Raw genomic sequence first — 23,898 nt, 5'->3', positions numbered from 1 at the left:
TAATCTAAACTAAATATTATGAAACAAGTATTTTCTTTTTTGTTTGTCGCTTTTTTAAGCACAAGCATTTTCGCACAAACAACCTGGAAAGCCGATCCGGCTCATACCCAGGTTTCTTTTGACATTGTACACCTCGGAATTGCCGAAATAGAAGGTCAATTTGGAGAATTTGAAGGCAGTATTACAGCATCTGAAGACGATTTTAGTAATGCTGAATACGAAATGGAAATAGATGTAGCCTCTATTAATACTGGAGTAGACAGAAGGGACGGCCACCTTAAAAGTGCTGATTTCTTTGATGTAGAAAACCATCCTAAGATGAGTTTTAAAAGTAATTCTTCAGAAAAAATTGGTGATAATAAATATAAAGTGACCGGAGATCTTACTTTTCATGGCGTTACAAAACCTGTTACTTTAGAGGTTTGGCATCGTGGTACGGTAGAAAATCCGCAGAGTAAAAATTTAACTTCAGGTTTTGCAATTACAGGAACCATAAAACGATCTGACTTTAATTTAGGAGCCAATTTCCCTGAGCCAATGCTTAGTGATGAGGTAAATATTGAAGTAGACGGAGAATTCATTAAACAATAAATATTTAGAGGAGGCTATAAATTCCTGTTTAAAAAAATTTAGCCTCCTCTTTTTAAAATAAATAGAATGTCAACCCTTTCAGATTTTAATAAATTCACAGCCAACCTGCCCAGGCAGGAGCAACCAATGCCCGTTTTGTTTATTGGTCATGGTTCACCTATGAATGGCATTCAGGATAACGAATTTAGTTCCGGTTGGAAGAAAATGGCTAAAGACATGCCTACTCCAAAAGCTGTTTTGGTAGTTTCGGCCCATTGGCTCACGAACGGAACCAGAATTACCAGTATGGAATTTCCCAAAACCATTCATGATTTTGGAGGTTTCCCTCAGGAATTATTTCAGGTTCAGTATCCTGCGCCGGGAAGTCCTACAATAGCCCGGGAAACTAAAAACCTGGTAAAATCTACGGCGATTGTAGAAGATCATGATTGGGGTTTAGATCATGGCGCCTGGACCGTAGTTAGGCATATGTACCCCGAAGCAAATATTCCTGTTTTACAACTTAGTATAGACCATAATAAAGACGAAAACTATCATTTTGAGCTTACTAAAGAACTCATGGAACATAGAAATAAAGGAGTTTTAATTATTGGTAGCGGTAATATGGTTCATAATCTAAGAATGTTGGCCTGGGATAAAATAGAAGAACCGGGTTATGGTTACGATTGGGCTTTGGAGATGAATGCTAAATTCAAAAAGTATATTTCTGAAGGCGATTTTAGTAGGCTTATTAATTATAAAAACCTTGGAGCTGAGGCGAAACTGGCCATTCCTACTCCAGAACATTATATTCCCTTGCTTTACACTCTTGGGCTCAAAGCTAAAAATGAAAAACTTTCCTTTTTTAATGATAAAGCCGTAGCGGGTTCTCTAACAATGACTTCAGTTAAAATCGGCTGATGCTGTTTCTTTCTAAAATAAATGTCTTTAAATTCTTTAGAAAATATTCTAAAATGAATTTCTGAATATTAAATCTTCGAAAACGTTTGAATATTTTCCTTTAAACTGATACCCGTCATTTTTCAACACTTCCTTTGCATATAATTTTGTGGTTATAAAAGCAGTAAAGATGATGACCACAACGCCACTTACCGACCTGGAAATTGCCCAAAAGATTGATTTAAAACCTATTACTGAAATTGCCAAAAAATTAGCTCTTGATGCTGAAGAAATTGAAATGTACGGAAAGTACAAAGCCAAACTTCCGCTAAATAGAATTAATAAAGAAAAGATAAAAAATAACAACCTTATCCTGGTTTCGGCAATTTCCCCAACTCCCGCCGGTGAAGGGAAAACAACCGTTTCTATAAGACTTTCTGAAGCTTTAAACCAACTTGGCAAAAAAACTACGGTGGTTTTGCGTGAACCTTCTTTAGGTCCTGTTTTTGGTATTAAGGGTGGCGCCACAGGAGGAGGTTTTTCTCAGGTTCTTCCTATGGAAGATATAAATCTTCATTTTACGGGAGATTTTTCAGCGATAGAAAAAGCTCATAATCTTCTTGCTGCCCTGGTAGATAATAATTATAGTCAAAAATAAATAATCTGGGACTTGACCCTCGTACTATTTCGCTTAAAAGAGTGATGGATGTCAACGATCGTGCGCTTAGAAATATTGTAATTGGCCTTGGAGGAACAGGTTCTGGAATTCCACGGGAAAGCGGATTTGACATTACTGCGGCTTCAGAAATTATGGCCATAATGTGCCTTGCCGAAAACCTGGACGATTTAAAAGGACGTTTAGGAAATATTTTTATTGGTTATACTTATGGAAAAAAGCCAATTTTTGCACGAGATCTTAATGCTGAAGGTGCAATGGCTACCTTACTTAAAGACGCGCTTAAACCAAACCTGGTACAAACTATTGAAGGTAATCCCGCCATTATTCATTTAGGTCCTTTTGCAAATATTGCCCAGGGAACCAACTCAGTTATTGCCACGCGAATGGGAATGAGCCTTTCAGATTATACGGTGACCGAGGCTGGTTTTGGCTTTGATCTTGGTGCAGAAAAATTTCTTGATATTAAATGCCAAAGCGCCGGTTTGGCGCCTAAAGTGGTGGTAATGACCACTACTATTAGGGCTCTTAAGTATCACGGTGGAGCCGATTTAAAAACACTTACAATTCCTAATGTTGAAGCTTTAATTAATGGGCTTCCCAACCTTGAGAAACACCTGGAGAATGCAAAATTGTATAATATAACTCCCGTTATTGCCATTAACAGGTTTTATAATGATAGCGATGAAGAAATACAGGTTATTTTTGATTTGGCCCGAAAATTAAATATTAAAGTTGCCCTTTCTGATGGTTGGGCAAAAGGTGGAGCAGGAGCGTTAGACCTGGCGGCCAAAGTAATAGAAGCTATTGAAGAAAATAGTTCTGATTTTAAACCCCTGTACAAATGGGAACAGGATGTGGTGACTAAAATTGAAACTATTGCGAAAAAAATATATGGGGCTAATAGGGTAGAATTTTCATCTAAAGCAAAGAAAAACCTGAAGACTATTTTAGATCTGGGACTGGAGGAATTGCCAGTTTGTATTGCAAAAACTCAAAAATCATTATCAGATAATCCGGCGCTATTAGGAAGACCTACAGGATTTACACTCACTGTTAGGGAGATTGAAATAGCTGCCGGTGCAGGCTTTCTTATACCTATAACCGGTGATATGATGCGAATGCCGGGATTACCTGTACATCCTGCTTCAGAAAATATAACAGTAGATTTGGAAGGAAATATTTCGGGGCTGGTTTAAGGGTAAGATCTATTTTTTTTTCAAATAAAAAAACCTTCCGGCGAATACCGGAAGGTTTTTAACTTTTTAAAAGGTTTACTCTTTAACGGGGTAAAAATGCGCTTAGGCAATTTATTCTGCAGTTTTTGTAAATAATTCTCCTGCTTTAAGCCTTCGGTTGTATTCCTTTAAGTCATTTCTAACTTCACCAGACATTATATATAGGCCTATAATATTGGGGAAAGACATAATTAAAATCATCATATCAGAGAAATCAAGCACAGCTCCCAGTCCTACTGAAGCACCAATCACTACAAAAACCAGGAACATAGATTTGAAAACCAATTCGCTCCTGTTGGTTTTTCCGAATATATAGGTCCACGCTCTTAACCCGTAATAAGACCAGGAAATCATAGTAGAAAATGCAAAGAGAAAAACCACAATACTCAACACATAAGGAAACCACGGCATTACGGTAGCAAAAGCTCCAGAGGTAAGTTGTACCCCACCAACGCCCTCTACCTCGTGCATGCCGGTAAAAATAAGAACAAGTGCAGTTAAAGTACAGATAATTACCGTGTCTATAAAAGGTTCAATTAACGCTACATAGCCTTCAGAAGCTGGATGCCTGGTTTTTCCGGCACTATGAGCTATTGCCGCCGAACCAACTCCAGATTCGCTAGAGAATGCAGCCCTTTGAAATCCTACAATAAGTACGCCTATCACTCCACCTTTTAAGGCTGTTGCATTAAAAGCGCCATTATAAATCGCAGAAAATGCTGCACCTATATTTTCAAAATTTACACCAATAACCACAAGCGCAGAAACCACATATATTAGAGCCATTAAGGGAACAATCTTCCCGGTTACTTTGCCTATACTCTCAATGCCACCAAGAATAACTAAACCTACAAGGCCTGAAAGAGCGAGGCCAAAATAAAAACCATTTCCTTCCATAAATTCAAACTGACTGGCAAGAATCTCGAAAGATTGATTGGCCTGAAACATATTCCCTCCACCTAGTGTTGCTCCGATACACAGTACTGCAAAGAAAACAGCCAGAACTTTCCCAAAACTTTTCATATTTCTTCGTTCCAGCCCGTGTTGTAAATAATTCATAGGACCACCAAAAATCTTTCCTTCTTTATTAATAACCCTATATTTAATTCCAAGGGTACATTCCACAAATTTTGAAGCCATACCTAAAAGTCCGGCGATAATCATCCAAAAAGTTGCTCCGGCTCCTCCCAAAGATATAGCGATAGCCACACCGGCGATATTTCCCAGTCCTACGGTAGCAGAAACTGCGGTTGCCATGGTTTGAAAATGAGTGATCTTACCCGGGGCGGTAGGGTCATCATATTTTCCGCGTGCGAGGTCTATAGAATGTTTTACCCCTTTAAAATTGATAAAACCCATTTTAACGGTAAAAAATGCAGCACCAAATATTAACCAAATAACTATAAGAGGAATATTATGGGTTTTGGGGTCTCCATTTGGGTGAGTAACTGGCAGGGGAGTAGGGTATTTAATTTCGGCTAAATTATGAGCGCCTGTTTTAATAAGATGATCGCTGTTATTGGAATCGTAAATTACATCTCCGGCTTTGGTTAAGTGTTTTAGATTTCCGCTTGTAGTGGCATAAATATTTAAATCACCTTTATTTTCGGAATTTACTATGGCAATAAGATCTCCTTCATTCACATTCTTCCCTTCATTAATTTTCCATTCCTTAAGTAAATAGCGATCATTTACCGAAGGACTCCAACCCGGGATGGGCACTTTAGCAACTTCAGCATACACTACAGGATCATAAATTCCAAATGTGGTAAACGGGTCCCAGAATAAGAAATTCCCCAGGCTTTCTACCAGCGGAACAGCAGCACCATTAAAATGTTCGGTAATTGCTTTAGGTTTTATTTTAAACTCCCGGGTAAGAGTGGCACCTTTACTATCTGTGATTTTGACTTTATAAGGAATTCCTTCGGTAAGACCGTAAGCCGATTTTGATTCAAGCCCAGTATTTTTATCAGACCATTTATAGGTATAGGGAGGTTGCCCACCTGAAACCTCCAAATCAATAAATCCGTCATTAATTAAATTAGAAATATTTCCAGCTTTAGCATCTATCTTAAGTTGCTGGGCATTTAACATTGAAAGCGGAAGTAAAAGGATTAAAAGAAAATATTTTTTCATAGTTTAATTTCTAAATTTGAAACTCCACACCGCTAAAAAGCAGCGTTTCTTCCTAAAGAAATCATTGGGTTTGCTTTTATGTATTTTAATTTAATCTTTGGATGAAAACGAAGTGATAAAAAAAGGGAAAATCATTCAAATTAGAAGAAACTCTTAGGTCACCTTATTTTCATCAGGTAGATAAAATTATAAATAAGAAAAGCATAAGTTCCCGTGACCGCCGAGAAGAAAAATAAAATGGTTTTTAGCCTGGTTTTATTTTTTATGAAATTTGAAAAATTAGCTGTAAATATAATGTATAATCCTTAGTTAGAAAAATTGAAAAACACACATTTAAATTGGAAAAGATTAAGGTTGCTTCTCAAATATTTTAGAAGCGCATAATTTTTTCCTATTTTTAGTTTCTTAAACCTGCCATAACATGAAGAACATTTTAGTAGCCGTAGACCGTAAAAATGATGCTGATTTACTTATTTCACACGCGGTTAATATTGCTAAATTAACAAACGCCAAAATCTGGATAATTCACGTAACTGTAGCTGATCCTGATGATTTTCTTGCCCGGGAGGCCGGACCTCAATATGTTTATGAAAAGAGAGCTGAGGACCGAAAAAAAGAAAAAGCTACCATAGAAAAGTGGGCCGAAGATGTTGCAAAAGATCATAATGTAGAAGTAGAGGGCCGTATAATTGAAGGTTCTGTAATAAAGTCTATTAAAAAGTTGGTAGATGAGTGTAATATTGATTTGGTAGTTGCCGGCCACAAGAAAAAAAACCTGGTGTATGGCCTGTTTACCTCAAACAAGAAAAAAGATCTTATAGACGAACTTCAAATTCCTTTATTAGCGGTCCCGCTAGGATAGATTTCTCATTTTCTGAGATAATAATGCGATTTAGCTCTTAAATTAAAAGTTAAGTGCAAGATCGCTTTGTTTTAATTCAAAAAGTTGCATTGTGCGATTCTTATCGTAATTCTAAACACACTTTGAATCTGTAGAGGAATTTTTTTAAAAAAATATTCTTTTAATTTTTTTAGGAATAAAGATTTAAGTCCATGTTATAAATTGTTAAACCTTTTTTATAGGCTAACTTGTTCATTAACTTTAAGATATAACCATAAAAACAAAAAATTATGAGTATCGTAAAAGTTATTGAAGTAATTGCAAGTTCAACAGAGAGTTTTGATGATGCAACCAGAAATGCCCTTGCAGAGGCTTCTAAAAGTGTAAAAAATATAGAATCGGTTTACGTGAAAGAGATGCACGCGAATGTGATTAATAATAAAATTGCTTCGTACGCAGTGAACGCGAAGATATCATTTAAAAAAGAGAGCTAAATTTAGTTCGTTTGAGTTTTGGGGAAGTAGTTTATTAATTAAACGCTTCCCCATTTTTATGTTTACTTCCCATTCAAAGCCCCTAAAATCCTAAATTTCTATATTATTCGAATTTGTTTTCTTCTGGAAAATTATACAGAATTTTCCTAAAAATAAATCTCTATTTTATTACAAAGTTGATTAATACAGGATTTCCCCCGTTTCAAAAATGTATTAATAGTTTTAAATTAAAGGTGAACTTTTTTGGATAATAACTTTAGAATATGGTGGAAAATTACCTTTAAAAATTCTGGACAAATTATTTTGAGGGCTAAAAGCTTCAATAATATCTTTTCAGTAAAATAAGTTTTTACCACTACTTTTTTATAGCGAATTTCTATATAGGTTCTATGTCTAACCTTAATATTTGTGCTATGAATCCTTTTTATATTTTTTTGGAGAATTACAAAACAGCCACATCAGGGTTTCATTTTCTGGCTAAACTATTTATTTTATTAATTCTGGCCTGGATAGTAGTTGCGGCTATTTTTGCAGTATTAGGAACTCTTAACCTAATATTTTAGGCTGCTATTTTATAAAGTAACTAAGATAGCTTTTTGGCTGTCCCGGGTTAGCTTTGCGCCGGCATCACAAAACTGAAAACAGTTTCTTTGTCTGAAGAGCTTACTTTTATCTCTCCATTGTGTGCTGCTGCAATTTCTGAGGCAATATAAAGCCCCAGGCCTAAACCTTTTTTGGGCTCTTCTCCTTCAAGACGATAAAATGGTTGAAATAATTTTTCCCTTACTTCTTTAGGGATTTTCGTCCCATTGTTAGTAATTTCTAATTTAAACTCTCCATTTAAGCATACCGCTTCAAGTTCTATAGATTCATCTGGTGTACCATGAGTTACTGCATTTCCTAAAAGGTTAGAACATAATTGTGCAATACGGTCTGGATCACAATTTACCGGATTTTCTAATTGAATCTTAGAAGAAATTTTCTGTTGGGGAGAAATAATCTTTAATTCGTTAATCACCTGTTTCAATACATCTTCCAGTTTTTTGGAATCGGCAGTTTTATTAAGCTTTATACCTTCTCCCAGGCGGCCGCGGGCAAAATCTAAAAGATTATCTATTAAACCTTCCATCCTGATGCTGGTAGATTTAATAAGGGAAGCATTCCGCTTTACAATATCTTCCTTACTAAATTTCATTAAAATTTCAGCACTCATTCGCGTAGTGGCGATGGGGTTTTTTAGATCGTGACCTAAAATTGCAATAAATTGTTCCCGCAATTCAGCTATTTGGTGTTCTTCGTTTAATTCTGCAACTGCATTCTCCTTTTCTTCAATTGCTTCCAGGTGAAAGCTAATTAATTCAGCATAGAGTTGAAACATCCCTCTAATTTCTTCGGTATCAATTTTAGCTATCTTTTTATCTATGGCGCAAATAGTACCAAAAAAACTTCCATCTTTTTTATATAAAGGAACCGAAATATAACTTGAAAAACCATACATCGCGGGAGTTGGATGCTTGGCATAAGTTTCGCTTGTGGCTACATTATCTATAAAAACAGCCTGTTCGTGCTGGCGTACCTCGTTACAAATAGTAGTTTCTACTTTTAATTCATCTCCGGGTTTTAAGCCGAATTTAATTTTATCGTTTACAGCGCAGGTAATCCATTTATCTTCTGTGACCCGGGCAATAGCGGTAAAACCCATCCCGGTTGTAAGACAAATAATATCCAATAACTGAGTAACGATGGGGATTTTATTAATATTTGCAACGTCTGCTTTATAATTTTTATGCGTAGTGGAAGTCTTAATAAGAATAATTTTTTGTGTATAAAAAGTTTATAAAATTAGTAAAAATTTTCGATTTCTGAAATAGGTCCAATTCAGTTTACGCGCTTTATATCAATTTTTTACCTGTTCATTACCAAAAAAATGTAGTCTGGATCATTCCTTATTATTTCACCTGTTTTGCTACATAACTTTAAGATATAATTAAATACAAGCTTGTACCTAAACCGTTTATAAATCTTAAAAATTAATTGTTATGAAAACATTAGTCGTTATTTTGATGCTTGTGAGCTTTAGCTTTAGTAGCTACGCCCAGAGAATTACACAACTGGAAGAAACAAGAATTGCTTATTCTCCTCTTGTTCTCGAGGCAACCGATAATCCCGATGAATACCGCTATAATGTGAGCGATAGTTTTGCTGCTGAATTCACTAAAAATCCGATGGCATTTATGGAGTCTTATTTTGATATTTCTAAATTTATTGAAGAAGTGAAATATAAAGATTATGATAGTTATTTAGTACGTTTCCAATCTAGTAAAGGATTTCTTGAAGCCAATTATTCAAAAGAAGGAGTATTAAACCGAACCAGGCAACTATTTAAAGATATTGCTTTGCCTCTCGCAGTAAGAAATGAATTATGGAGACAAACCGAAGGCTGGAGTATGGTAAAGAATAATTACAAAGCCAGGGGGCAGGGGAAGCTTCTGGATAAAGAACTTTATCGAATTAAAGTTGTGAAAAATGATAAATCAAAGATTATTAAAATTGATCCTAAAAATATAAATGAAGAGCGTGTGGCCGGTATGTAATTTCTTCAGAAACTTTAACTAATGCCTGTAAAGTATAAACTTCAGTCTAAATGAAGCTTTTAAAAAACTTTACAGGCTTTTTTATGCTTTATATCAAATAGGAGACTATTCACAGCATAAAATATATCCCTGGTAGCAGAATTAGGTTTATTCATTCACTAAATTATTTGATATCAATTACTTAGATTCAAAAAAAAATATTCAACAAGAAAAAATAGTTTTAAATTACATGGGTATATCTCAAATGTAAAATTATGAAAGCACTTGTTGTAGATGATGAAGAACTGGCAAGAAGAAGAGTGCTTAACCTGCTTGCTGAAGTAAAGGAAATTGAAGTTTTGGGAGAATGCTCCAATGGGAAATCGGCGATTACTCAAATTAATAAGCTTAAGCCGGGACTTGTTTTTCTTGATATTAGTATGAAAGATATGAGTGGATTTGAAGTGCTGCAGAAGCTTCATGTGAACCCAAAACCGATAGTTGTATTTGTTACTGCTTATGATAATTATGCCACAAAAGCTTTTGATGTAGATGCGTTCGATTTTCTTCTGAAACCCTTTCGCGACGAGCGGTTTTTTAAAACTATAAAAAAAGTACTTAATATCTCAAATAATGAAGTTCAGGAAAATTTTGAAAAACGCCTGCAAACTTTATTTGAAGTTTATAGCAAAGACAGGAAAACTTCCAAAATTCCCTTAAAACTTCCGGTTAGGCAGGGTAATAAAACCGTTTTACTAACACCCAACGAGATTAGTTATATCTGTGCTTCTGGCTATTATGCTGAAATTTATACTGAAAATAGTAAATATTTACTGCGGGAATCTTTAAATAACCTTGAAGAGTTTTTTAAAAACCATGCCTTTTTCAGAATTCATAGATCGGCCATTATTAATCTGAATCATATTAAAGAAATTGTGCATTCAGATTTCTCTGAAGTAGATGTAAAAATGAGAGACAATAAATTATTACGCATCAGCAAATCCAATAAAAAGGAATTATTCGATAAACTCGGAATTTAAAGAACCTCAAGATGAGCTTTTCAGCCTTAAAAAATAAATATATAGACGTAAAGCTTATTTTGCTTTTGGCGGCTTTCTACACGTTATTCAACCTGGTATATTTAGGCAAACTGGCTTATATGCGCGCCTTCGTTTCCCGGGAGACCGTAGAATCCTGGCACGACATTTTTATCCATAATTTGCTTATAGACTGGATTATTGTAGTGGTTTATATGAGCCTGATTGCGATAAGTACTAAGCGCCTTTTAAATAAAAATTATTCGTGGATAAAAATTTTTTTACTGCATACCTTATTTTCAATATTAATAGGGTTTGTAATTCGTTTTTTCTTTGATCTCTACGGAATTTTACTCGGGCTCATGACTTTTGCCGACTATAGTTTAAAAGCCAGTATAGACCAAATGATATTCGTAATAGATCTTAATTTTTTGATCTACTTTGCGATGATTTTTATCATCTACACCTATTATTATTTAAAACAGGTAAAAGAGACCGAGAAGCAAAAGACGCTACTGGAATCTCAACTTACCAATACGCGTATGAAGATGTTATCTTCTCAGCTACAGCCGCATTTTTTATTCAATACCTTAAACTCTATTTCGGTTTTAGTTGAAATAGATGCTAAAAAAGCCCAGGATACCATTGCAGATCTAAGCGACCTGCTTCGTGAAATTTTATACAGTAGCGAGAACTATAAAGTTACCCTGAGAAAGGAATTACGAATGCTGGACTATTATTTAAATATTCTCACTCTTAGGTTTTCAGATCATTTGATAATCGAGAAGAATATAGACGAAAGCCTGTTAGATCATTTAGTGCCATCACTGCTATTACAACCCATTATAGAAAATTCGGTTAAACACGGTTATTCTTACCATAATATACATTTAAAAATTGTGATCAATATTTTTAAATCCAGAGGGTTCCTGGTGCTTAGTGTATACAATAATGGAAAACCACTTACCGAAAAACAAGAGGCTTTGTTAGAAAAAGGAGTGGGGATTTCTAATACCAGGGATCGTTTACTTACGCTTTACGGAAAAAGGGCCAGTTTTAAAATACGCAATAAAGAGGCTGGAGTAGAAACCATAATAAAAATTCCCTTTTCCAAAACCTGATTATAAGCTTAAACGTTCCCCGTTTTTACTGGCAGATTCATATATTTTTTCCAGGATTATAATATCCTTCAATCCATCTTCCCCGGGAACCATAACCTTTTTATCGTTGATAATTGCCAGGGCATCATCATCCATTTGTACAGCTTGCTGATTTTTCCCGAATGGAGCTAAAACAGTCCCATCGCTGGCTTTTCCTTTCACCCCCGAGTATGATTGGAAAGGTCTTAAATAATACCAGCCATCTTTGCAATCTACTTCAAGATTATTCATACTTTCTCCAAAACTGGTTCTGCAATTAGCAGTAATTCCGTTAGGAAATTCAAGATCAAAAACCGTAGTTTCATCAACTTCATCAAAAATTTCTGGTCTGTTAATTATATGTTTTGCACTCACCGAGATTGGTTCTAAGCCAGTGGTATAGCGCGCTGCATTTAACGGGTAAACGCCCATATCATACATAGCACCGCCACCCATTTCTTTTTCCAGTTTCCAGGGATTCATAGGGTCTCCATAATAACCGGCTTCGGCTTTTAGGTTTTTCATCTTACCAAAAGGTTTGGTTTCAGCCCATTTCATTAAGGTTTGCGTATTTTTTTCGTGCTGCATTCTATAACCAATAGAAAGTTTTACCCCATTTTTATTACAGGCCTCAATTATTTGTTGGCATTCTTCCGAGGTTTTTGCCATAGGCTTTTCACACCAAACGTGTTTCCCTGCATTGGCGGCCTTAATTGCATACTTTGCGTGAAGCCCCGTGGGTACCACAATATAGATTACATCTATATCATCGTTATTGGCAATCTCATCCATATTTTCATAATTATACACGTTTTGATCTTTAATCCCGTATTTCTTTTGCCATACCGGTATTTTCTCAGGACTTCCAGTTACAATACCTCGTAATTCGCAATAATCGGTTTCCTGAAGCGCCGGTGCAAGTTGTCCGGTACTGTAGTTTCCAAGCCCTACCAGGGCTACGCCTAATTTTTCTTTATTTTTATGAAGTAGAAAATTGGGAATTGGAAGTGTAGTAGCGGCCACAAATAGCCCTGATTTTTTAATAAATGTCCTGCGATCTTGCATAATTATGTTTTTTGCCTGAACCCAAAAGTTACTCAAGCTTTTTTAAAATTTGCAGTCAAAAATTATATTTAACTATTTTTTAAAAACTGATTACCAGTGCTAAGTATGAATTTTCTTAACTTAAAAGTCAAATCAAAACCTGATTAATTATGAAAAAAATACTTTTTTTAACCGGTGATTTCGCTGAAGATTATGAAACTATGGTTCCTTTCCAGATGTTAGAAATGTTGGGCTACACCGTGCATACGGTATGCCCGGGAAAAAAGAAAGGCGACAAGATAAAAACTGCAATTCACGATTTTGAAGGAGACCAAACCTACACTGAAAAACCAGGTCATTTGTTTGAACTCAATTATTCTTTTGATGAGGTATTTGCAGACGATTATAACGGATTTGTAATGGCCGGCGGCCGGGCACCAGAATATCTTAGGCTGAATAAAAAAGTAATTGAAATCACTAAGCATTTCTTTGAAAAAGATAAACCGGTGGCTTCTATTTGCCACGCTATCCAAATTCTTACCGTAGCAAAAGTTTTAAAAGGCAGAACACTCACCGCATACCCCACAATTGGTCCAGAAATAGAACTGGTAGGAGGGAATTATAAAGAAGTTAAGCCTACTGAAGCAGTGGTAGATGGCAACCTGGTAACATCACCAGCCTGGCCGGGTCACGCCGCATTTATTAGAGAATTTGTAAAATTACTCGGGGCAAAAATTGAGATTTAAGATTGGGGCTTAACCACCCCTTTCTTCAGTTGCGCTGAATTCATTCCCCTCCTTGAAAAGGAGGGGAGGTTTTTTTATCTATCACTTTGCAAATTCAGTGATTTTTCCCTCAATAAATTCCTGAATTTCTTCCGGAGGGGTTTTAAAATCGAACCATTGTATATCGTGGTCTTTTCTAAACCAGGTAAGCTGTCTTTTTGCGAATCTTCGGGTGTTTTTCTTAATTTCTGAAACTGCCGTTTCGAGGGAAATTTTTCCTTCCAAATAACTAAAAAGTTCTTTATAGCCTACGGTGTTTAAAGCATTTAAATGTTTGTGAGCAAAAAGTTTTTCTGCTTCTTCCAGTAATCCTTCATTCATCATTAAATCTACACGCCGGTTTATACGTTCATAGATTATTTCACGATCGGCAGTAAGGCCTATGCTTATCGGGATAAAATCACGCTGTTTTTTAGGCTGATTTAAATAAGAGGAATATGGTTTTCCTGAAGTTATGCAAACTTCTAGCGCTCTTATAACTCGCTGCGGATTTTCAACATCGGCTACATTATAATATTCAGGATCGTATTTTTGGAGTTCCTTTTGTAAAGGAACCAATCCATTTTCTTCATACTTTAAGTTCAAATTTTCCCTAATTTCTGCAGGAACTTCGGGAAAATAATCCAGGCCTTGCAGAACGCTTTTGGTGTATAAACCGCTGCCGCCTACCATTATCACAACATCGTGATTCTGGAAAATTTCTTCTAATTTCTGAATCGCATCAGCTTCAAAATCGCCCACATTATAAGCATCTTCAATAGAAATATGTTGAATAAAATGATGTTTCGCAGCTTCCAGTTCTTCGGTTGAAGGGACTGCGGTGCCAATTCGCATTTCCTTATAAAACTGCCGGGAATCTGCTGAAATTATTTCAGTATTAAACTTTTTAGCGAGATTGATGGCCAGGGAAGTTTTACCGATAGCGGTAGGCCCAACTACATTAAGCAAGTAATTAGTGTTCATGAAGTGGTTTTCCGCAGTTATGGCAAAATTCAGCATCATCCATATGTTTGGTTTCGTTGCAATGCGGGCAAACCTGGGTATTGGTAGGAATCTTATTTTTTTGAGCCCGGGTAATTTCAGAAGTCACAATACCGGTTGGTACGGCAATAATTCCGTAACCTACAATCATAATAAATGATGCGATAAACCTACCAAGCGGAGTAATGGGGTGAATATCTCCAAATCCCACGGTAGTAAGGGTAACAATCGCCCAATAAATACTAAGCGGAATATTATCAAAACCTCCTTCTTCTCCTTCAACCAAATGCATTACCGTTCCCATAATTACACAAATAATAAGCACGGCAAAGAGGAAAACAATAATTTTTGGACGGCTGTTACGTAAGGCTAATAAAAGTCGGTTGGATTCGCCTATATAACGTGTAATCTTTAAAATTCTAAATACTCTAAGCAATCTTAAGGCTCTTACTGCAAAAAGTAAATTATGACCCCCAAATAGAAAAGCCAGATAGGTGGGAAGGGTGGAGAGTAAATCTACAATACCATAGAAACTAAAAATATAATTTTTAGGTTTTTTAATAGCAATAATCCTTAAAATGTATTCTATGGTGAAAATTATGGTAATAATCCATTCAGCAATATAAAAATGCCAGTAATACTTTAAGTTAAGGCTGCTTACGCTTTCCAGCATTACCAGGATAATACTTATGGCGATAACAACAAGTAGAGCAACGTCAAAAAATTTACCCGCCGGGGTATCGGCTTCGTAAATTATTTCGTGGATTTTAGACTTCCAGCCTGGTTTGGGTTGCGTTCTGCTCAAAAATAGAATTTTTAGGAATTATTCAAATTTAAATAAATTGCTGAAGCATCTAAGTAAATTAAAATTTATTTAAGTAGCTGGCGCTAATGGTATAATTTTTAACCGGGAATTTCGGCGTAAATAGCTTTGAATAATATGTTGGGCGTCGCGATCGTTTTTCATAGGGGTAATTATAGATCTAATAATATCTATATTATTAATCTGGTGGTTTAAATTGAAATATCCAATTCCTTTAAATTCACCATCTTCCACCAGCAATGCACTTTTTTCGTCTATATCACGACCACGATCTATAACCAGCATATGCTGGGTTTTATAAGAATGCTGATTGATTAATGCTCTCACTTTCTCATTATAAGCTTCAGCCGATTCTTCTTTTATACAGGCACCGTTGCATTTTTCTATGGTATAATTAAAGCAGTTTCCATTGCCTTTTTCAAGATTACAGAGCCTGGGGCAGAGTTCATATTTTGTTATCCACATCTCTAAAACGTTGCGAGCTCGTTTTAAAGAAGAAAAAGTAGTGATACTATTTTTCTTACCGGCACGACCAATTTTTAAATTAATATAACCCTCGTTATCGGCAGAGTGGTAGAGGGCGTGGCTAAAGATATTCTTTTTTAAAACCTTATTGAATTTAGGCTTATTATGTTTTATCTCCTGATTTTCTTTTAAAAGTGCTGCCAGTTCGTTTCCCGTGGCTTCAAAACTAACCGAGCTAACTTCTTTCTGCATTTCACGAGCTTTACGCTGCTCGTTGGTAAAATGCTGGGTTACTCGCTTTTTAATATTCCTGCTTTTTCCAATGTAAATAATCTCACCTTCTTCATTATGAAAGTAATAAACGCCCGTAATTCCCGGTAAATCTTCAAGGATATAAACAAGCCGGGTATCTATTTGACGTTTTGATTCTAATTTTACCGCATCTTTTAGAATATTCTTTTCAATATCTTTTGCGAGTAGCATTTTAAAAAGCTTTACAGTTGCCTGGGCATCTCCACTGGCACGATGCCTGTCACTTAAAGGAATTCCAAGAGCTCTAACAAGTTTTCCTAAACTATAAGAAGCCTGGCCGGGAATAAGTTTTTTAGAAAGTTCTACGGTACATAGTGATCTTCTTTCAAAATCAAAACCAAGTCTTTTAAATTCGGTTCTAAGAATTCTATAATCAAATTTAGCATTGTGGGCTACCAGTACACAATCTTCTGTAATTTCTACAATGCGCCTGGCTACTTCGTAAAATTTTGGAGCATTACGAAGCATATCGTTATTAATTCCCGTGAGGTTAACCACAAAGGGTTGAATTGGTTTTTCGGGATTTACAAGGCTTATAAATTGGTCTACTACTTTTAAACCATCAAATTTATAAATTGCGATTTCTGTAATTCCTTCTTCGTTATATTTACCACCGGTGGTTTCTATGTCTACTACTGCGTACAAAAAAAATTTTCTATCTCTTAATAATTCCTTTCACCAAAAATATCACTCCCTATGCGTACCATATTACTACCGCAATCTAAAGCGATTTTATAATCTCCGCTCATTCCCATAGAAAGGATATTCATATTTGAATATGTCTCTTTAAAATCGTTAAAAACCGATTTAAGGTGTTCAAATTCTTTTTTAACCTGAGTTTCATCATCAGTAAAAGTGGCCATTCCCATAAGTCCTTTTACTTTTACGCGATCTAAACTTTTAAACTTTTCTGAATCTAATATTTCACGAGCTTCTTCTGCTGAAATGCCATACTTACTATCCTCTTCGGCAATTTTAATTTGCAGAAGACAATCTATAGACCGGTCATTTTTGTCGGCTTCTTTATTAATTTCTTTCAATAATTTTAAACTATCTACCGCGTGAATAAGGGAAACATAAGGCGCCATATATTTTACCTTATTTCGCTGTACGTGGCCCACCATATGCCATTTAATATCTTTTGGAAGTTCTTCCCATTTATCAGTCATTTCCTGAATTTTATTCTCTCCAAAATGTCTTTGGCCGGCCTCGTAGGCTTCTAGAAGATCTTCTGTAGGTTTGGTTTTAGAAATAGCCACTAAAGTGACATCTTCAGGCAGTTCAGTTTTATATTTTTTTATATTTTCAGAAATACTCATGCAATCAATTTTTAGTTGGTTTCAAACTCGTAGATGGTAAGGCCGTTTAAAAGTTTGGGTTCAATATAGGTGCTTTTGGGAGGCATGGTTAAACCTTCGTCGGCTGTTTCTTTTATTTCTTCAATACTTAAGGGGAGCATTCCAAAACCGACTGCAAATTCACCTTTATCTATACGGGTTTTAAGCTCAATTAAATCATTTTTACCGTGAATATAAGAAATACGCTTATCATTTCTAAGGTCTTTAATTCCCAAAATTGGCTGTAGCACTTTCTTATACAGAATATATGGGTCTAATTTAGTCAAAGAATCTCCAAATTCATAGTTTGTTTTTCGTAAATAAAGCGAATAAAATTCCCCGTCTAAATACATATTAAAATGATGCTTTTGCTGGGGTTTATAAACTTCCATCCCGTGGTTTTCAATTCTGAAATATTCATCCAATTGGATAAGAAATTCTTCTTTGGTATTCCCGTTTAAATCGGTAATGAGTCTGCTGTATTCGTGGATATTAAGGTTACTTTCTGAAATAAGGTAACTCATAAAATAGTTGTAGGGTTCTTTCCCCGTATGGTTGGAATTAGCCTTCCTGGATTCCTGTGCCAGTAAATAAGAAGAAGCGCTCCTATGATGACCATCTGCAATATACAAATGCGGCATTTGGTCAAATTCTTCTTTAATTTGACTTAATAAATCTTCCTCGTCAATTTTCCAGAGATAATGAATTTCCCGGTTTACGGTGGCAAATTCGTATTCGGCTCGAGTTTGCATAACCTGCTCAATCACCTCATTTATCTTGGAATTATCGGGATAGGTGAGCAGAACCGGCTCGGTATTAAAGCCCACTACTTTTAGATAATCTTTAAACAAAGTTTCACGGCTCGCAATTGTATCTTCGTGTTTTTTAATGAGGTTATTCTCATAATCTTCGGCACTGGCAGCAGCAATAATACCACAACAAGTAGTTTCCCTGCTTACTATTTTATAAAGATAATAGGCCGGTTTTTCATCTTTTATAAATGAATTTTCTTCCCTGAATTCCAGGTAGCGATTTTTTACCATCTGGAAGCGCTGCCCACCAGTTATCTCGTGCTGAAATTTATAACCCGGATTCAGAATATGTAAAAATGAATACGGGTTATACTGCAAAATCGCTCTTATTTCAGCTTCAGTATAATCTTCAAAAGATTTTGTAGCTACAAGGCCGGCTTTGGCCCGTTGCGGTCTAACCGCTCTAAATGGAAGTATTTTGGTCAAATTCTACAAATAATTTAGCTGAATTGTGAAGAAACCTTTTCGGCTTTTTTACTTTCAGAATAGTCATAAAAACCTTCACCAGATTTTATTCCCAGTTTCCCGGCCATCACCATATTAGTCAATAGAGGACAGGGTGCGTATTTCGGATTTTTAAAACCGTCGTACATCACTTCCAGAATTGAGTGGCAAACATCTAAACCAATAAAGTCGGCTAATTGAAGCGGGCCCATTGGGTGCGCCATTCCAAGTTTCATTACGGTATCTATCTCTTTTACTCCCGCAACGCCATTATAATAGGTTTCAATCGCCTCGTTAATCATTGGCATTAAAATTCGGTTAGCCACAAAACCGGGATAGTCATTCGCTTCAACCGGAACTTTATTTAGTTTTTCTGAAAGCTCCATAATAGCCGAGGTAACTTCGTTGCTGGTGCTGTAGCCACGAATAATCTCTACCAGTTTCATAATTGGCACCGGGTTCATAAAATGCATTCCAATAACACGCTCTGGATTAGAAACTACTGAAGCGATTTTTGTAATAGAAATTGAAGAAGTATTACTCGCTAAAATGGTTTCTGCTGAGCAATTTTCGTCCAGTTGCTTAAAGATCTTGAGTTTTAGGTCTTCATTTTCTGTAGCAGCTTCAACTACAAGATCAATTTCTTTAACACCTTTAGGGATATCGGTATACGTGGTGATGTTGTTAAGCGTTGCTTCTTTATCTGCCGCACTTATTTTTTCTTTAGAAACCATTCGGTCTAAATTCCCAGAAATAGTTTTCATTCCCTTATCCAGACTTTCTTCTGAAATGTCTATAAGGTTTACTTTGTATCCAAATTGGGCAAAAGTGTGGGCGATCCCGTTGCCCATAGTTCCTGCTCCAATAACTGCTATATTTTTCATTTTGTGTGGTTTTTTATATGAATTTCAGTTTTAAAATCGACTGAAATAGATTTTATATTACTTACTAAAACTTTCAATAACTCCGTTGGCAACGCGCAAGGCTTCAGCGCCCTGCTCCAGCGTCACTATTGGAGTGGTATTATTATTTATGGCGTCGGCAAAAGTTTCCAACTCGTCTAAAATGGCGTTGTTTGGAGAAACATCAGGATTATCAAAATAGATTTGTTTTTTTACTCCTTCTGCATTTTGCAAGATCATCGCGTAATCATCTTCTTTTTCGGGGGCGTCTTTCATTTTCACCACCTCGCATTTTTTCTCCAGAAAATCTACCGAAATATAAGCGTCTCGCTGAAAAAACCTGGATTTACGCATATTTTTCATTGAAATTCGGCTGGCGGTTAAGTTGGCCACACACCCGTTTTCAAATTCAATTCTAGCGTTGGCAATATCTGGCGTATCACTAATTACTGAAACTCCGCTGGCATTGATATTTTTCACCTTCGACTTTACTACGCTTAGAACAGCATCAATATCGTGAATCATTAAATCCAGAACTACAGGAACATCTGTGCCACGCGGGTTAAATTCCGCAAGGCGATGCGCCTCAATAAACATAGGGTTTTCAATTCGGGAAGCTACAGCTCTAAAGGCAGGGTTAAAGCGTTCTACGTGACCAACCTGGCCTTTTACGCCGTGTTTTTTTGCTAAAGCGATAAGTTCTTCGGCTTCTGCAAAAGTGTTGGTAATGGGTTTTTCTATAAAAAGATGTTTACCTGCGGTAATTGTTTTTTTAGCTACTTCAAAATGGGAAAGGGTAGGGGTTACTACATCTACCACATCTACCGCGGCGATGAGTTCTTCTATAGTATCGAATTTTTTATAACCGAATTCCGCAGAAATCTTTTCAGCATTTTCTGAATTGGCATCGTAAAAACCTACAAGCTCATATTTTTCAGATTGGTTGAGTAATTTCAAATGTATCTTTCCTAAGTGTCCTGCACCAAGCACGCCTACTTTCAGCATATTATTTAGCATTTTTCACAAAAATAGTATTTTGATTGCAAATAGTTTAGCAATAAAGAGGAGAATCTCCCCCGTTTTCGCTTGGCATCTTTGACTTCTAATGAGTATTTTTGCAGTTTAAAGGGTGAAAAAGTGATTGAAGATAACTATAGACATAAGGGGAAAAGACAGCAGTTGGTAAAAACCGTAAAGAAAAAGGGAATTACCGATAAAGCCGTTTTAGGTGCAATTGGGAAAATTCCCAGGCATCTCTTTATGGATAGTAGTTTTGAAGATCACGCCTACCAGGATAAAGCTTTTCCTATTGCTGCAGACCAAACGATTTCTCAACCTTATACAGTAGCTTTTCAAACCGAAAAACTGGAGATTGAAAAAGGCGATAAGGTTCTTGAAATCGGAACCGGTAGCGGTTATCAAACCGCGGTTTTATGTGAGCTTGGTGCAAAAGTTTACAGCATAGAACGCCAGCGAGAGCTTTATAGAAAAACAAAAATGTTTTTGAATAAAATAGGCTATCGGCCTAAGCATCTTAGTTTTGGAGATGGCTACAAAGGAATGCCAGATTATGCACCTTTTGATAAAATAATTGTAACAGCCGGCGCTCCTTTTGTTCCTAAAGATCTTTTAGGGCAGTTAAAGGTTGGAGGCAGGATGGTAATTCCTGTAGGAGACGATGTGCAAACTATGACCCTTTTTATAAGAAAATCTCCTACAGAATTCGATAAAACCGAATTCGGACAATTTAGGTTCGTGCCTTTACTTGGCGATAAGAATTAGAAAAATATAATTCAATTAAGTTAGTTATTATAGTAGGTAGAACTTATTTTAATCTTCGTGGAATATCCATACGTTCGTGTAAAATCCTTATAATCTCTATAATGTTGTTTTCCGTTTTTCGGTAAAATATTAGATGAGATTTCACTTTCGTAACTCGATAATTTTTTCGTGTTTGCTCGGCAGATTTTCCGGTCATAAAATTATCTGTTACAAATTCTATTTCTTCAATTATCAGGTTGTAGTATCTATCAGCTTGTGTTCTAGACCATTTTTTGAGTGTATAAAACCAAATATTTTCTAAATCCTCAATCGCTTGCTGACTTATACCATATTTTTTACTCATCGATATTGGAATGTAATTTTTTTAAGTGCTCCCTTGGATCAAAATTTTCTACAAACCCACTTTCTTCACCAATTTCTAAAGCTTTGATCAGTTCTAACTCTTTCCGTTCTTCTCTCTCCAATAATCTCAACGCTGATTGAATAACTTCGTTAGCCGAATTATATCTTCCAGATTTCACCTCTTCATTGATGAAATCTTCAAAATAATCTCCAAGCGATATTAAAGTGTTTTTTCCCATTTTGAAAATTTATAATCTAAATATAGCACATTTTGTTAGCGCCTCAAAACCTATAATAGTTCAAATAAAAAAGCCGGTTTAAAATATTTAAACCGGCTTTCTTTAATTTAAGCTACAATTAGCTTATTTCTTCTTCTGTTGATTTTTTTGCTGTTCTGCCTGCTCCATCATTTCCTGCATTTTCCTGGTGAACTTATTCTGCTTTTTAGGCTTTTTCTTGTTCTCCTGGATTTTCGCGTGAATTTTATCTTCATCAATAATCACATATTTAATCACCAACATAATACCAATGGTAATCAGGTTAGAGGTGAAGTAGTATAATGAAAGTCCACTCGCATAGTTGTTAAAGAAAAACAACATCATTAGCGGAGACAGGTACATAATAAATTTCATATTAGGCATTCCCGGTTGCTGGGCCTGCTGCATACTCTGTCCCGTAGTCATCATCATATATATAAAGATTGCGATAGATGCTAAAATTGGGAATAAACTCACGTGATCCCCATAAAATGGAATGTTGAAAGGTAACTCAGCTATAGTATCATAACTCGATAAATCGTCTGCCCATAAAAATCCTTTTTGCCTTAGTTGGAAAGCACTTGGGAAGAACTGGAATAAAGCATAGAAAACCGGAATTTGCATTAAGGCCGGCAAACAACCACTCATTGGGCTGGCTCCTGCTTTGCTATACAGCTTCATAGTTTCTTGCTGTTTTTTCATCGCATTATCCTTATACTTCTCGTTAAGTTCGTTAATTTCAGGTCTTAAAACCTTCATTTTAGCTTGTGAGAGATAAGATTTGTAAGTAACCGGAGAGAGTACAATTCTCACAACAATAGTCATTACAATAATCGCGATACCGTAGCTTGGGAGAACTCCGCTTAAAAATGCGAAGAATGGGATAAATACGTATTTATTGATCCACCCAAAAATTCCCCAACCTAATGGTACAATTTCATCAAGGTTACGGTCGTAATCGTTTAAGATCTTATAATCTGTTGGCCCGTAGTACCAGTTCATATTATAATTTAGCTCCCCACCATTTAATTCTAAAGGCAACTGTGCAGCAAAATCTTTAGTATAAACCGTATCTATTTCTTCGTCTTCAACAAGGTTTCGAGAAGTGAATTTACCTCGGCTAAAAGGAGTGTCGGTCAATAATATAGAGGTAAAGAAATGCTGTTTATACGCAACATAAGTAATATTCTCGTCTTCCTGTTCTTCAAAATCACCGCTTCCTAAGTAATCATCATCCCCTTCATCGTATTCATAAATGAGGTCGGTATAACGATTTTCGTAAGAAATACTTTTCGCGTGGCGGTAACCTTTTAGCTGCCAGTTCATATTGATATCCCTGGAGCTGTTAAATACGTCATTTAAGCCCTGAGATCTAATACTAAAATCCAGCATGTATTCACCCGGTTTCAGTACATAACGATATTCAAGGAATTCGTTTTCTGAAACTTTAAGCTTCATAGAGATAATCTGGTTATCTCCATTTTGGGTTACTTCGGGTTCAAAATAAAGATTTTCAGTGTCTAAAGTTCTGCCGTCTGTGGTGGTGAAATTAATGTTGAAAGAAGCATTTCCGTCTTTAATTAAATAAACCGGAATAGAATCGAAGGTTTTATAATTGGTTAACCTTGCTTCTGAAATATATCCACCTTTATTATCAATTTTAAGTTCTAAAACATCATTGGAAATTGTGGTCGTATTTTCTGTAGCCGATGGAAGACTTGCCGAATAACCAAAAGCGCCCAAACGTTCGCGAGCCTGGGCAAGCGCAGTAGAGTCGGCTCCAGGAGTTTGATTTTGTTGTTGTGGAGGTTGGTTAGCATCGGTATTGCCGGGTACTTCAACCTGTTCGGTTTCTTGTTGCGGTTCTACTTCTGCTTCAGAGGGACTGTTGGTATACAACATCCAAAGTAAAATTCCACCAATAAGTATAAATCCAATTAAGGACTGAACATCAAATTTCTTTTCTTCCATGCTTTTCTAAACTATAACTTGCTTTTGGTCAATAAGT

General features: G+C 36.0%; 22 protein-coding genes and 1 pseudogene. 10 read left to right on the top strand and 13 right to left on the bottom strand.

Annotated elements, in window-relative coordinates:
- Positions 1–18 precede the first annotated feature (18 nt).
- The 3 genes and pseudogenes from J0871_RS14790 to J0871_RS14780 all read left to right on the top strand — a co-directional run bounded on the left by J0871_RS14790 (position 19) and on the right by J0871_RS14780 (position 3,345).
- Positions 19–591 carry a YceI family protein gene (locus tag J0871_RS14790; RefSeq protein WP_208226021.1) on the top strand — a complete coding sequence of 191 codons (573 nt, stop codon included), beginning with the start codon at positions 19–21 and terminating at the stop codon, positions 589–591.
- A gap of 66 nt (positions 592–657) precedes the next feature.
- The gene (gene ygiD, locus J0871_RS14785; protein ID WP_208226020.1) at positions 658–1,491 is read left to right on the top strand and encodes a 4,5-DOPA dioxygenase extradiol; all 834 of its coding nucleotides are present in this window, start codon (positions 658–660) and stop codon (positions 1,489–1,491) included.
- A 172-nt stretch (positions 1,492–1,663) separates the two neighbouring features.
- Positions 1,664–3,345 (top strand): annotated as a pseudogene (locus J0871_RS14780) (formate--tetrahydrofolate ligase).
- A 111-nt stretch (positions 3,346–3,456) separates the two neighbouring features.
- Here the strand turns inward: J0871_RS14780 and J0871_RS14775 are convergent.
- A complete protein-coding gene (locus J0871_RS14775) occupies positions 3,457–5,520 on the bottom strand; it encodes an amino acid carrier protein (RefSeq protein WP_208226019.1) in 2,064 nt (687 codons plus the stop codon).
- Between the two features lie 421 nt (positions 5,521–5,941).
- Here J0871_RS14775 and J0871_RS14770 point away from each other — a divergent pair, with 421 nt between their 5' ends.
- Positions 5,942–6,382, top strand: a complete 441-nt coding sequence (locus J0871_RS14770) for a universal stress protein (RefSeq protein ID WP_075327336.1) — start codon at positions 5,942–5,944, stop codon at positions 6,380–6,382.
- 269 nt (positions 6,383–6,651) lie between these two features.
- Positions 6,652–6,855 (top strand): dodecin family protein, encoded by a 204-nt coding sequence (locus J0871_RS14765; RefSeq protein WP_075327335.1) that lies wholly within the window; start codon positions 6,652–6,654, stop codon positions 6,853–6,855.
- Positions 6,856–7,465: 610 nt separating this feature from the next.
- On the opposite strand, the gene J0871_RS14760 is transcribed toward J0871_RS14765, so the two are convergent.
- Positions 7,466–8,584 carry an ATP-binding protein gene (locus tag J0871_RS14760; protein WP_208226018.1) on the bottom strand — a complete coding sequence of 373 codons (1,119 nt, stop codon included), beginning with the start codon at positions 8,582–8,584 and terminating at the stop codon, positions 7,466–7,468.
- Positions 8,585–8,894: 310 nt separating this feature from the next.
- Between J0871_RS14760 and J0871_RS14755 the strand changes: the two genes are divergently transcribed.
- From J0871_RS14755 to J0871_RS14745, 3 genes are all read left to right on the top strand, one after another.
- Positions 8,895–9,449 (top strand): hypothetical protein, encoded by a 555-nt coding sequence (locus J0871_RS14755; RefSeq protein ID WP_208226017.1) that lies wholly within the window; start codon positions 8,895–8,897, stop codon positions 9,447–9,449.
- 254 nt (positions 9,450–9,703) lie between these two features.
- A complete protein-coding gene (locus J0871_RS14750) occupies positions 9,704–10,468 on the top strand; it encodes a LytTR family DNA-binding domain-containing protein (RefSeq protein WP_208226016.1) in 765 nt (254 codons plus the stop codon).
- 11 nt (positions 10,469–10,479) lie between these two features.
- Positions 10,480–11,586, top strand: coding sequence for a histidine kinase (locus J0871_RS14745; RefSeq protein WP_208226015.1), 1,107 nt, complete (start codon positions 10,480–10,482; stop codon positions 11,584–11,586).
- Here J0871_RS14745 and J0871_RS14740 read toward each other — a convergent pair whose 3' ends face one another.
- Positions 11,587–12,669, bottom strand: coding sequence for a Gfo/Idh/MocA family oxidoreductase (locus J0871_RS14740; RefSeq protein ID WP_208226014.1), 1,083 nt, complete (start codon positions 12,667–12,669; stop codon positions 11,587–11,589).
- Between the two features lie 149 nt (positions 12,670–12,818).
- Between J0871_RS14740 and J0871_RS14735 the strand changes: the two genes are divergently transcribed.
- Positions 12,819–13,394 carry a DJ-1/PfpI family protein gene (locus J0871_RS14735; protein ID WP_093305895.1) on the top strand — a complete coding sequence of 192 codons (576 nt, stop codon included), beginning with the start codon at positions 12,819–12,821 and terminating at the stop codon, positions 13,392–13,394.
- Between the two features lie 81 nt (positions 13,395–13,475).
- Here the strand turns inward: J0871_RS14735 and miaA are convergent, their stop codons facing one another.
- The 7 genes from miaA to J0871_RS14700 form a co-directional block, all read right to left on the bottom strand.
- Positions 13,476–14,396, bottom strand: coding sequence for a tRNA (adenosine(37)-N6)-dimethylallyltransferase MiaA (miaA, locus tag J0871_RS14730; RefSeq protein ID WP_208226013.1), 921 nt, complete (start codon positions 14,394–14,396; stop codon positions 13,476–13,478).
- Entirely contained in the window at positions 14,386–15,219 is an 834-nt protein-coding gene (locus tag J0871_RS14725; RefSeq protein ID WP_093305891.1) for an ion transporter, read from the bottom strand. The genes miaA and J0871_RS14725 overlap by 11 nt, the downstream gene beginning before the upstream one ends.
- 69 nt (positions 15,220–15,288) lie before the next feature.
- A complete protein-coding gene (locus J0871_RS14720; protein WP_208226012.1) occupies positions 15,289–16,659 on the bottom strand; it encodes an exonuclease domain-containing protein in 1,371 nt (456 codons plus the stop codon).
- Positions 16,660–16,676: 17 nt separating this feature from the next.
- The gene (locus J0871_RS14715; protein WP_208226011.1) at positions 16,677–17,333 is read right to left on the bottom strand and encodes a YggS family pyridoxal phosphate-dependent enzyme; all 657 of its coding nucleotides are present in this window, start codon (positions 17,331–17,333) and stop codon (positions 16,677–16,679) included.
- Positions 17,334–17,344: 11 nt separating this feature from the next.
- A complete protein-coding gene (locus J0871_RS14710) occupies positions 17,345–18,589 on the bottom strand; it encodes a DUF1015 domain-containing protein (protein WP_208226010.1) in 1,245 nt (414 codons plus the stop codon).
- A gap of 14 nt (positions 18,590–18,603) precedes the next feature.
- The gene (locus J0871_RS14705) at positions 18,604–19,491 is read right to left on the bottom strand and encodes a 3-hydroxybutyryl-CoA dehydrogenase (RefSeq protein ID WP_208226009.1); all 888 of its coding nucleotides are present in this window, start codon (positions 19,489–19,491) and stop codon (positions 18,604–18,606) included.
- A 57-nt stretch (positions 19,492–19,548) separates the two neighbouring features.
- The gene (locus tag J0871_RS14700) at positions 19,549–20,514 is read right to left on the bottom strand and encodes a Gfo/Idh/MocA family oxidoreductase (RefSeq protein WP_208226008.1); all 966 of its coding nucleotides are present in this window, start codon (positions 20,512–20,514) and stop codon (positions 19,549–19,551) included.
- Positions 20,515–20,649: 135 nt separating this feature from the next.
- Between J0871_RS14700 and J0871_RS14695 the strand changes: the two genes are divergently transcribed.
- Positions 20,650–21,291, top strand: a complete 642-nt coding sequence (locus J0871_RS14695; RefSeq protein ID WP_075327996.1) for a protein-L-isoaspartate(D-aspartate) O-methyltransferase — start codon at positions 20,650–20,652, stop codon at positions 21,289–21,291.
- A gap of 43 nt (positions 21,292–21,334) precedes the next feature.
- On the opposite strand, the gene J0871_RS14690 is transcribed toward J0871_RS14695, so the two are convergent.
- The 3 genes from J0871_RS14690 to yidC all read right to left on the bottom strand — a co-directional run bounded on the left by J0871_RS14690 (position 21,335) and on the right by yidC (position 23,861).
- Entirely contained in the window at positions 21,335–21,634 is a 300-nt protein-coding gene (locus J0871_RS14690; RefSeq protein ID WP_208226007.1) for a type II toxin-antitoxin system RelE/ParE family toxin, read from the bottom strand.
- The gene (locus J0871_RS14685) at positions 21,627–21,872 is read right to left on the bottom strand and encodes a type II toxin-antitoxin system ParD family antitoxin (RefSeq protein WP_208226006.1); all 246 of its coding nucleotides are present in this window, start codon (positions 21,870–21,872) and stop codon (positions 21,627–21,629) included. Before J0871_RS14685 ends, J0871_RS14690 begins: the two co-directional genes overlap by 8 nt.
- A 123-nt stretch (positions 21,873–21,995) precedes the next feature.
- A complete protein-coding gene (yidC, locus tag J0871_RS14680) occupies positions 21,996–23,861 on the bottom strand; it encodes a membrane protein insertase YidC (RefSeq protein ID WP_208226005.1) in 1,866 nt (621 codons plus the stop codon).
- Positions 23,862–23,898 lie beyond the last annotated feature (37 nt).

The organism is Salegentibacter sp. BDJ18, assembly GCF_017579965.1.
GTDB lineage: Bacteria > Bacteroidota > Bacteroidia > Flavobacteriales > Flavobacteriaceae > Salegentibacter.
This window is presented reverse-complemented; position numbering and strand designations above follow the sequence as displayed.

Coding starts and splice junctions, on each gene's coding strand:
- J0871_RS14790 (WP_208226021.1), top strand. CDS start 19: ATGAAACAAGTATTTTCTTTTTTGTTTGTCGCTTTTTTAAGCACAAGC.
- ygiD (WP_208226020.1), top strand. CDS start 658: ATGTCAACCCTTTCAGATTTTAATAAATTCACAGCCAACCTGCCCAGG.
- J0871_RS14775 (WP_208226019.1), bottom strand. CDS start 5,520: ATGAAAAAATATTTTCTTTTAATCCTTTTACTTCCGCTTTCAATGTTA.
- J0871_RS14770 (WP_075327336.1), top strand. CDS start 5,942: ATGAAGAACATTTTAGTAGCCGTAGACCGTAAAAATGATGCTGATTTA.
- J0871_RS14765 (WP_075327335.1), top strand. CDS start 6,652: ATGAGTATCGTAAAAGTTATTGAAGTAATTGCAAGTTCAACAGAGAGT.
- J0871_RS14755 (WP_208226017.1), top strand. CDS start 8,895: ATGAAAACATTAGTCGTTATTTTGATGCTTGTGAGCTTTAGCTTTAGT.
- J0871_RS14750 (WP_208226016.1), top strand. CDS start 9,704: ATGAAAGCACTTGTTGTAGATGATGAAGAACTGGCAAGAAGAAGAGTG.
- J0871_RS14745 (WP_208226015.1), top strand. CDS start 10,480: ATGAGCTTTTCAGCCTTAAAAAATAAATATATAGACGTAAAGCTTATT.
- J0871_RS14740 (WP_208226014.1), bottom strand. CDS start 12,669: ATGCAAGATCGCAGGACATTTATTAAAAAATCAGGGCTATTTGTGGCC.
- J0871_RS14735 (WP_093305895.1), top strand. CDS start 12,819: ATGAAAAAAATACTTTTTTTAACCGGTGATTTCGCTGAAGATTATGAA.
- miaA (WP_208226013.1), bottom strand. CDS start 14,396: ATGAACACTAATTACTTGCTTAATGTAGTTGGGCCTACCGCTATCGGT.
- J0871_RS14715 (WP_208226011.1), bottom strand. CDS start 17,333: ATGAGTATTTCTGAAAATATAAAAAAATATAAAACTGAACTGCCTGAA.
- J0871_RS14705 (WP_208226009.1), bottom strand. CDS start 19,491: ATGAAAAATATAGCAGTTATTGGAGCAGGAACTATGGGCAACGGGATC.
- J0871_RS14700 (WP_208226008.1), bottom strand. CDS start 20,514: ATGCTGAAAGTAGGCGTGCTTGGTGCAGGACACTTAGGAAAGATACAT.
- J0871_RS14690 (WP_208226007.1), bottom strand. CDS start 21,634: ATGAGTAAAAAATATGGTATAAGTCAGCAAGCGATTGAGGATTTAGAA.
- J0871_RS14685 (WP_208226006.1), bottom strand. CDS start 21,872: ATGGGAAAAAACACTTTAATATCGCTTGGAGATTATTTTGAAGATTTC.
- yidC (WP_208226005.1), bottom strand. CDS start 23,861: ATGGAAGAAAAGAAATTTGATGTTCAGTCCTTAATTGGATTTATACTT.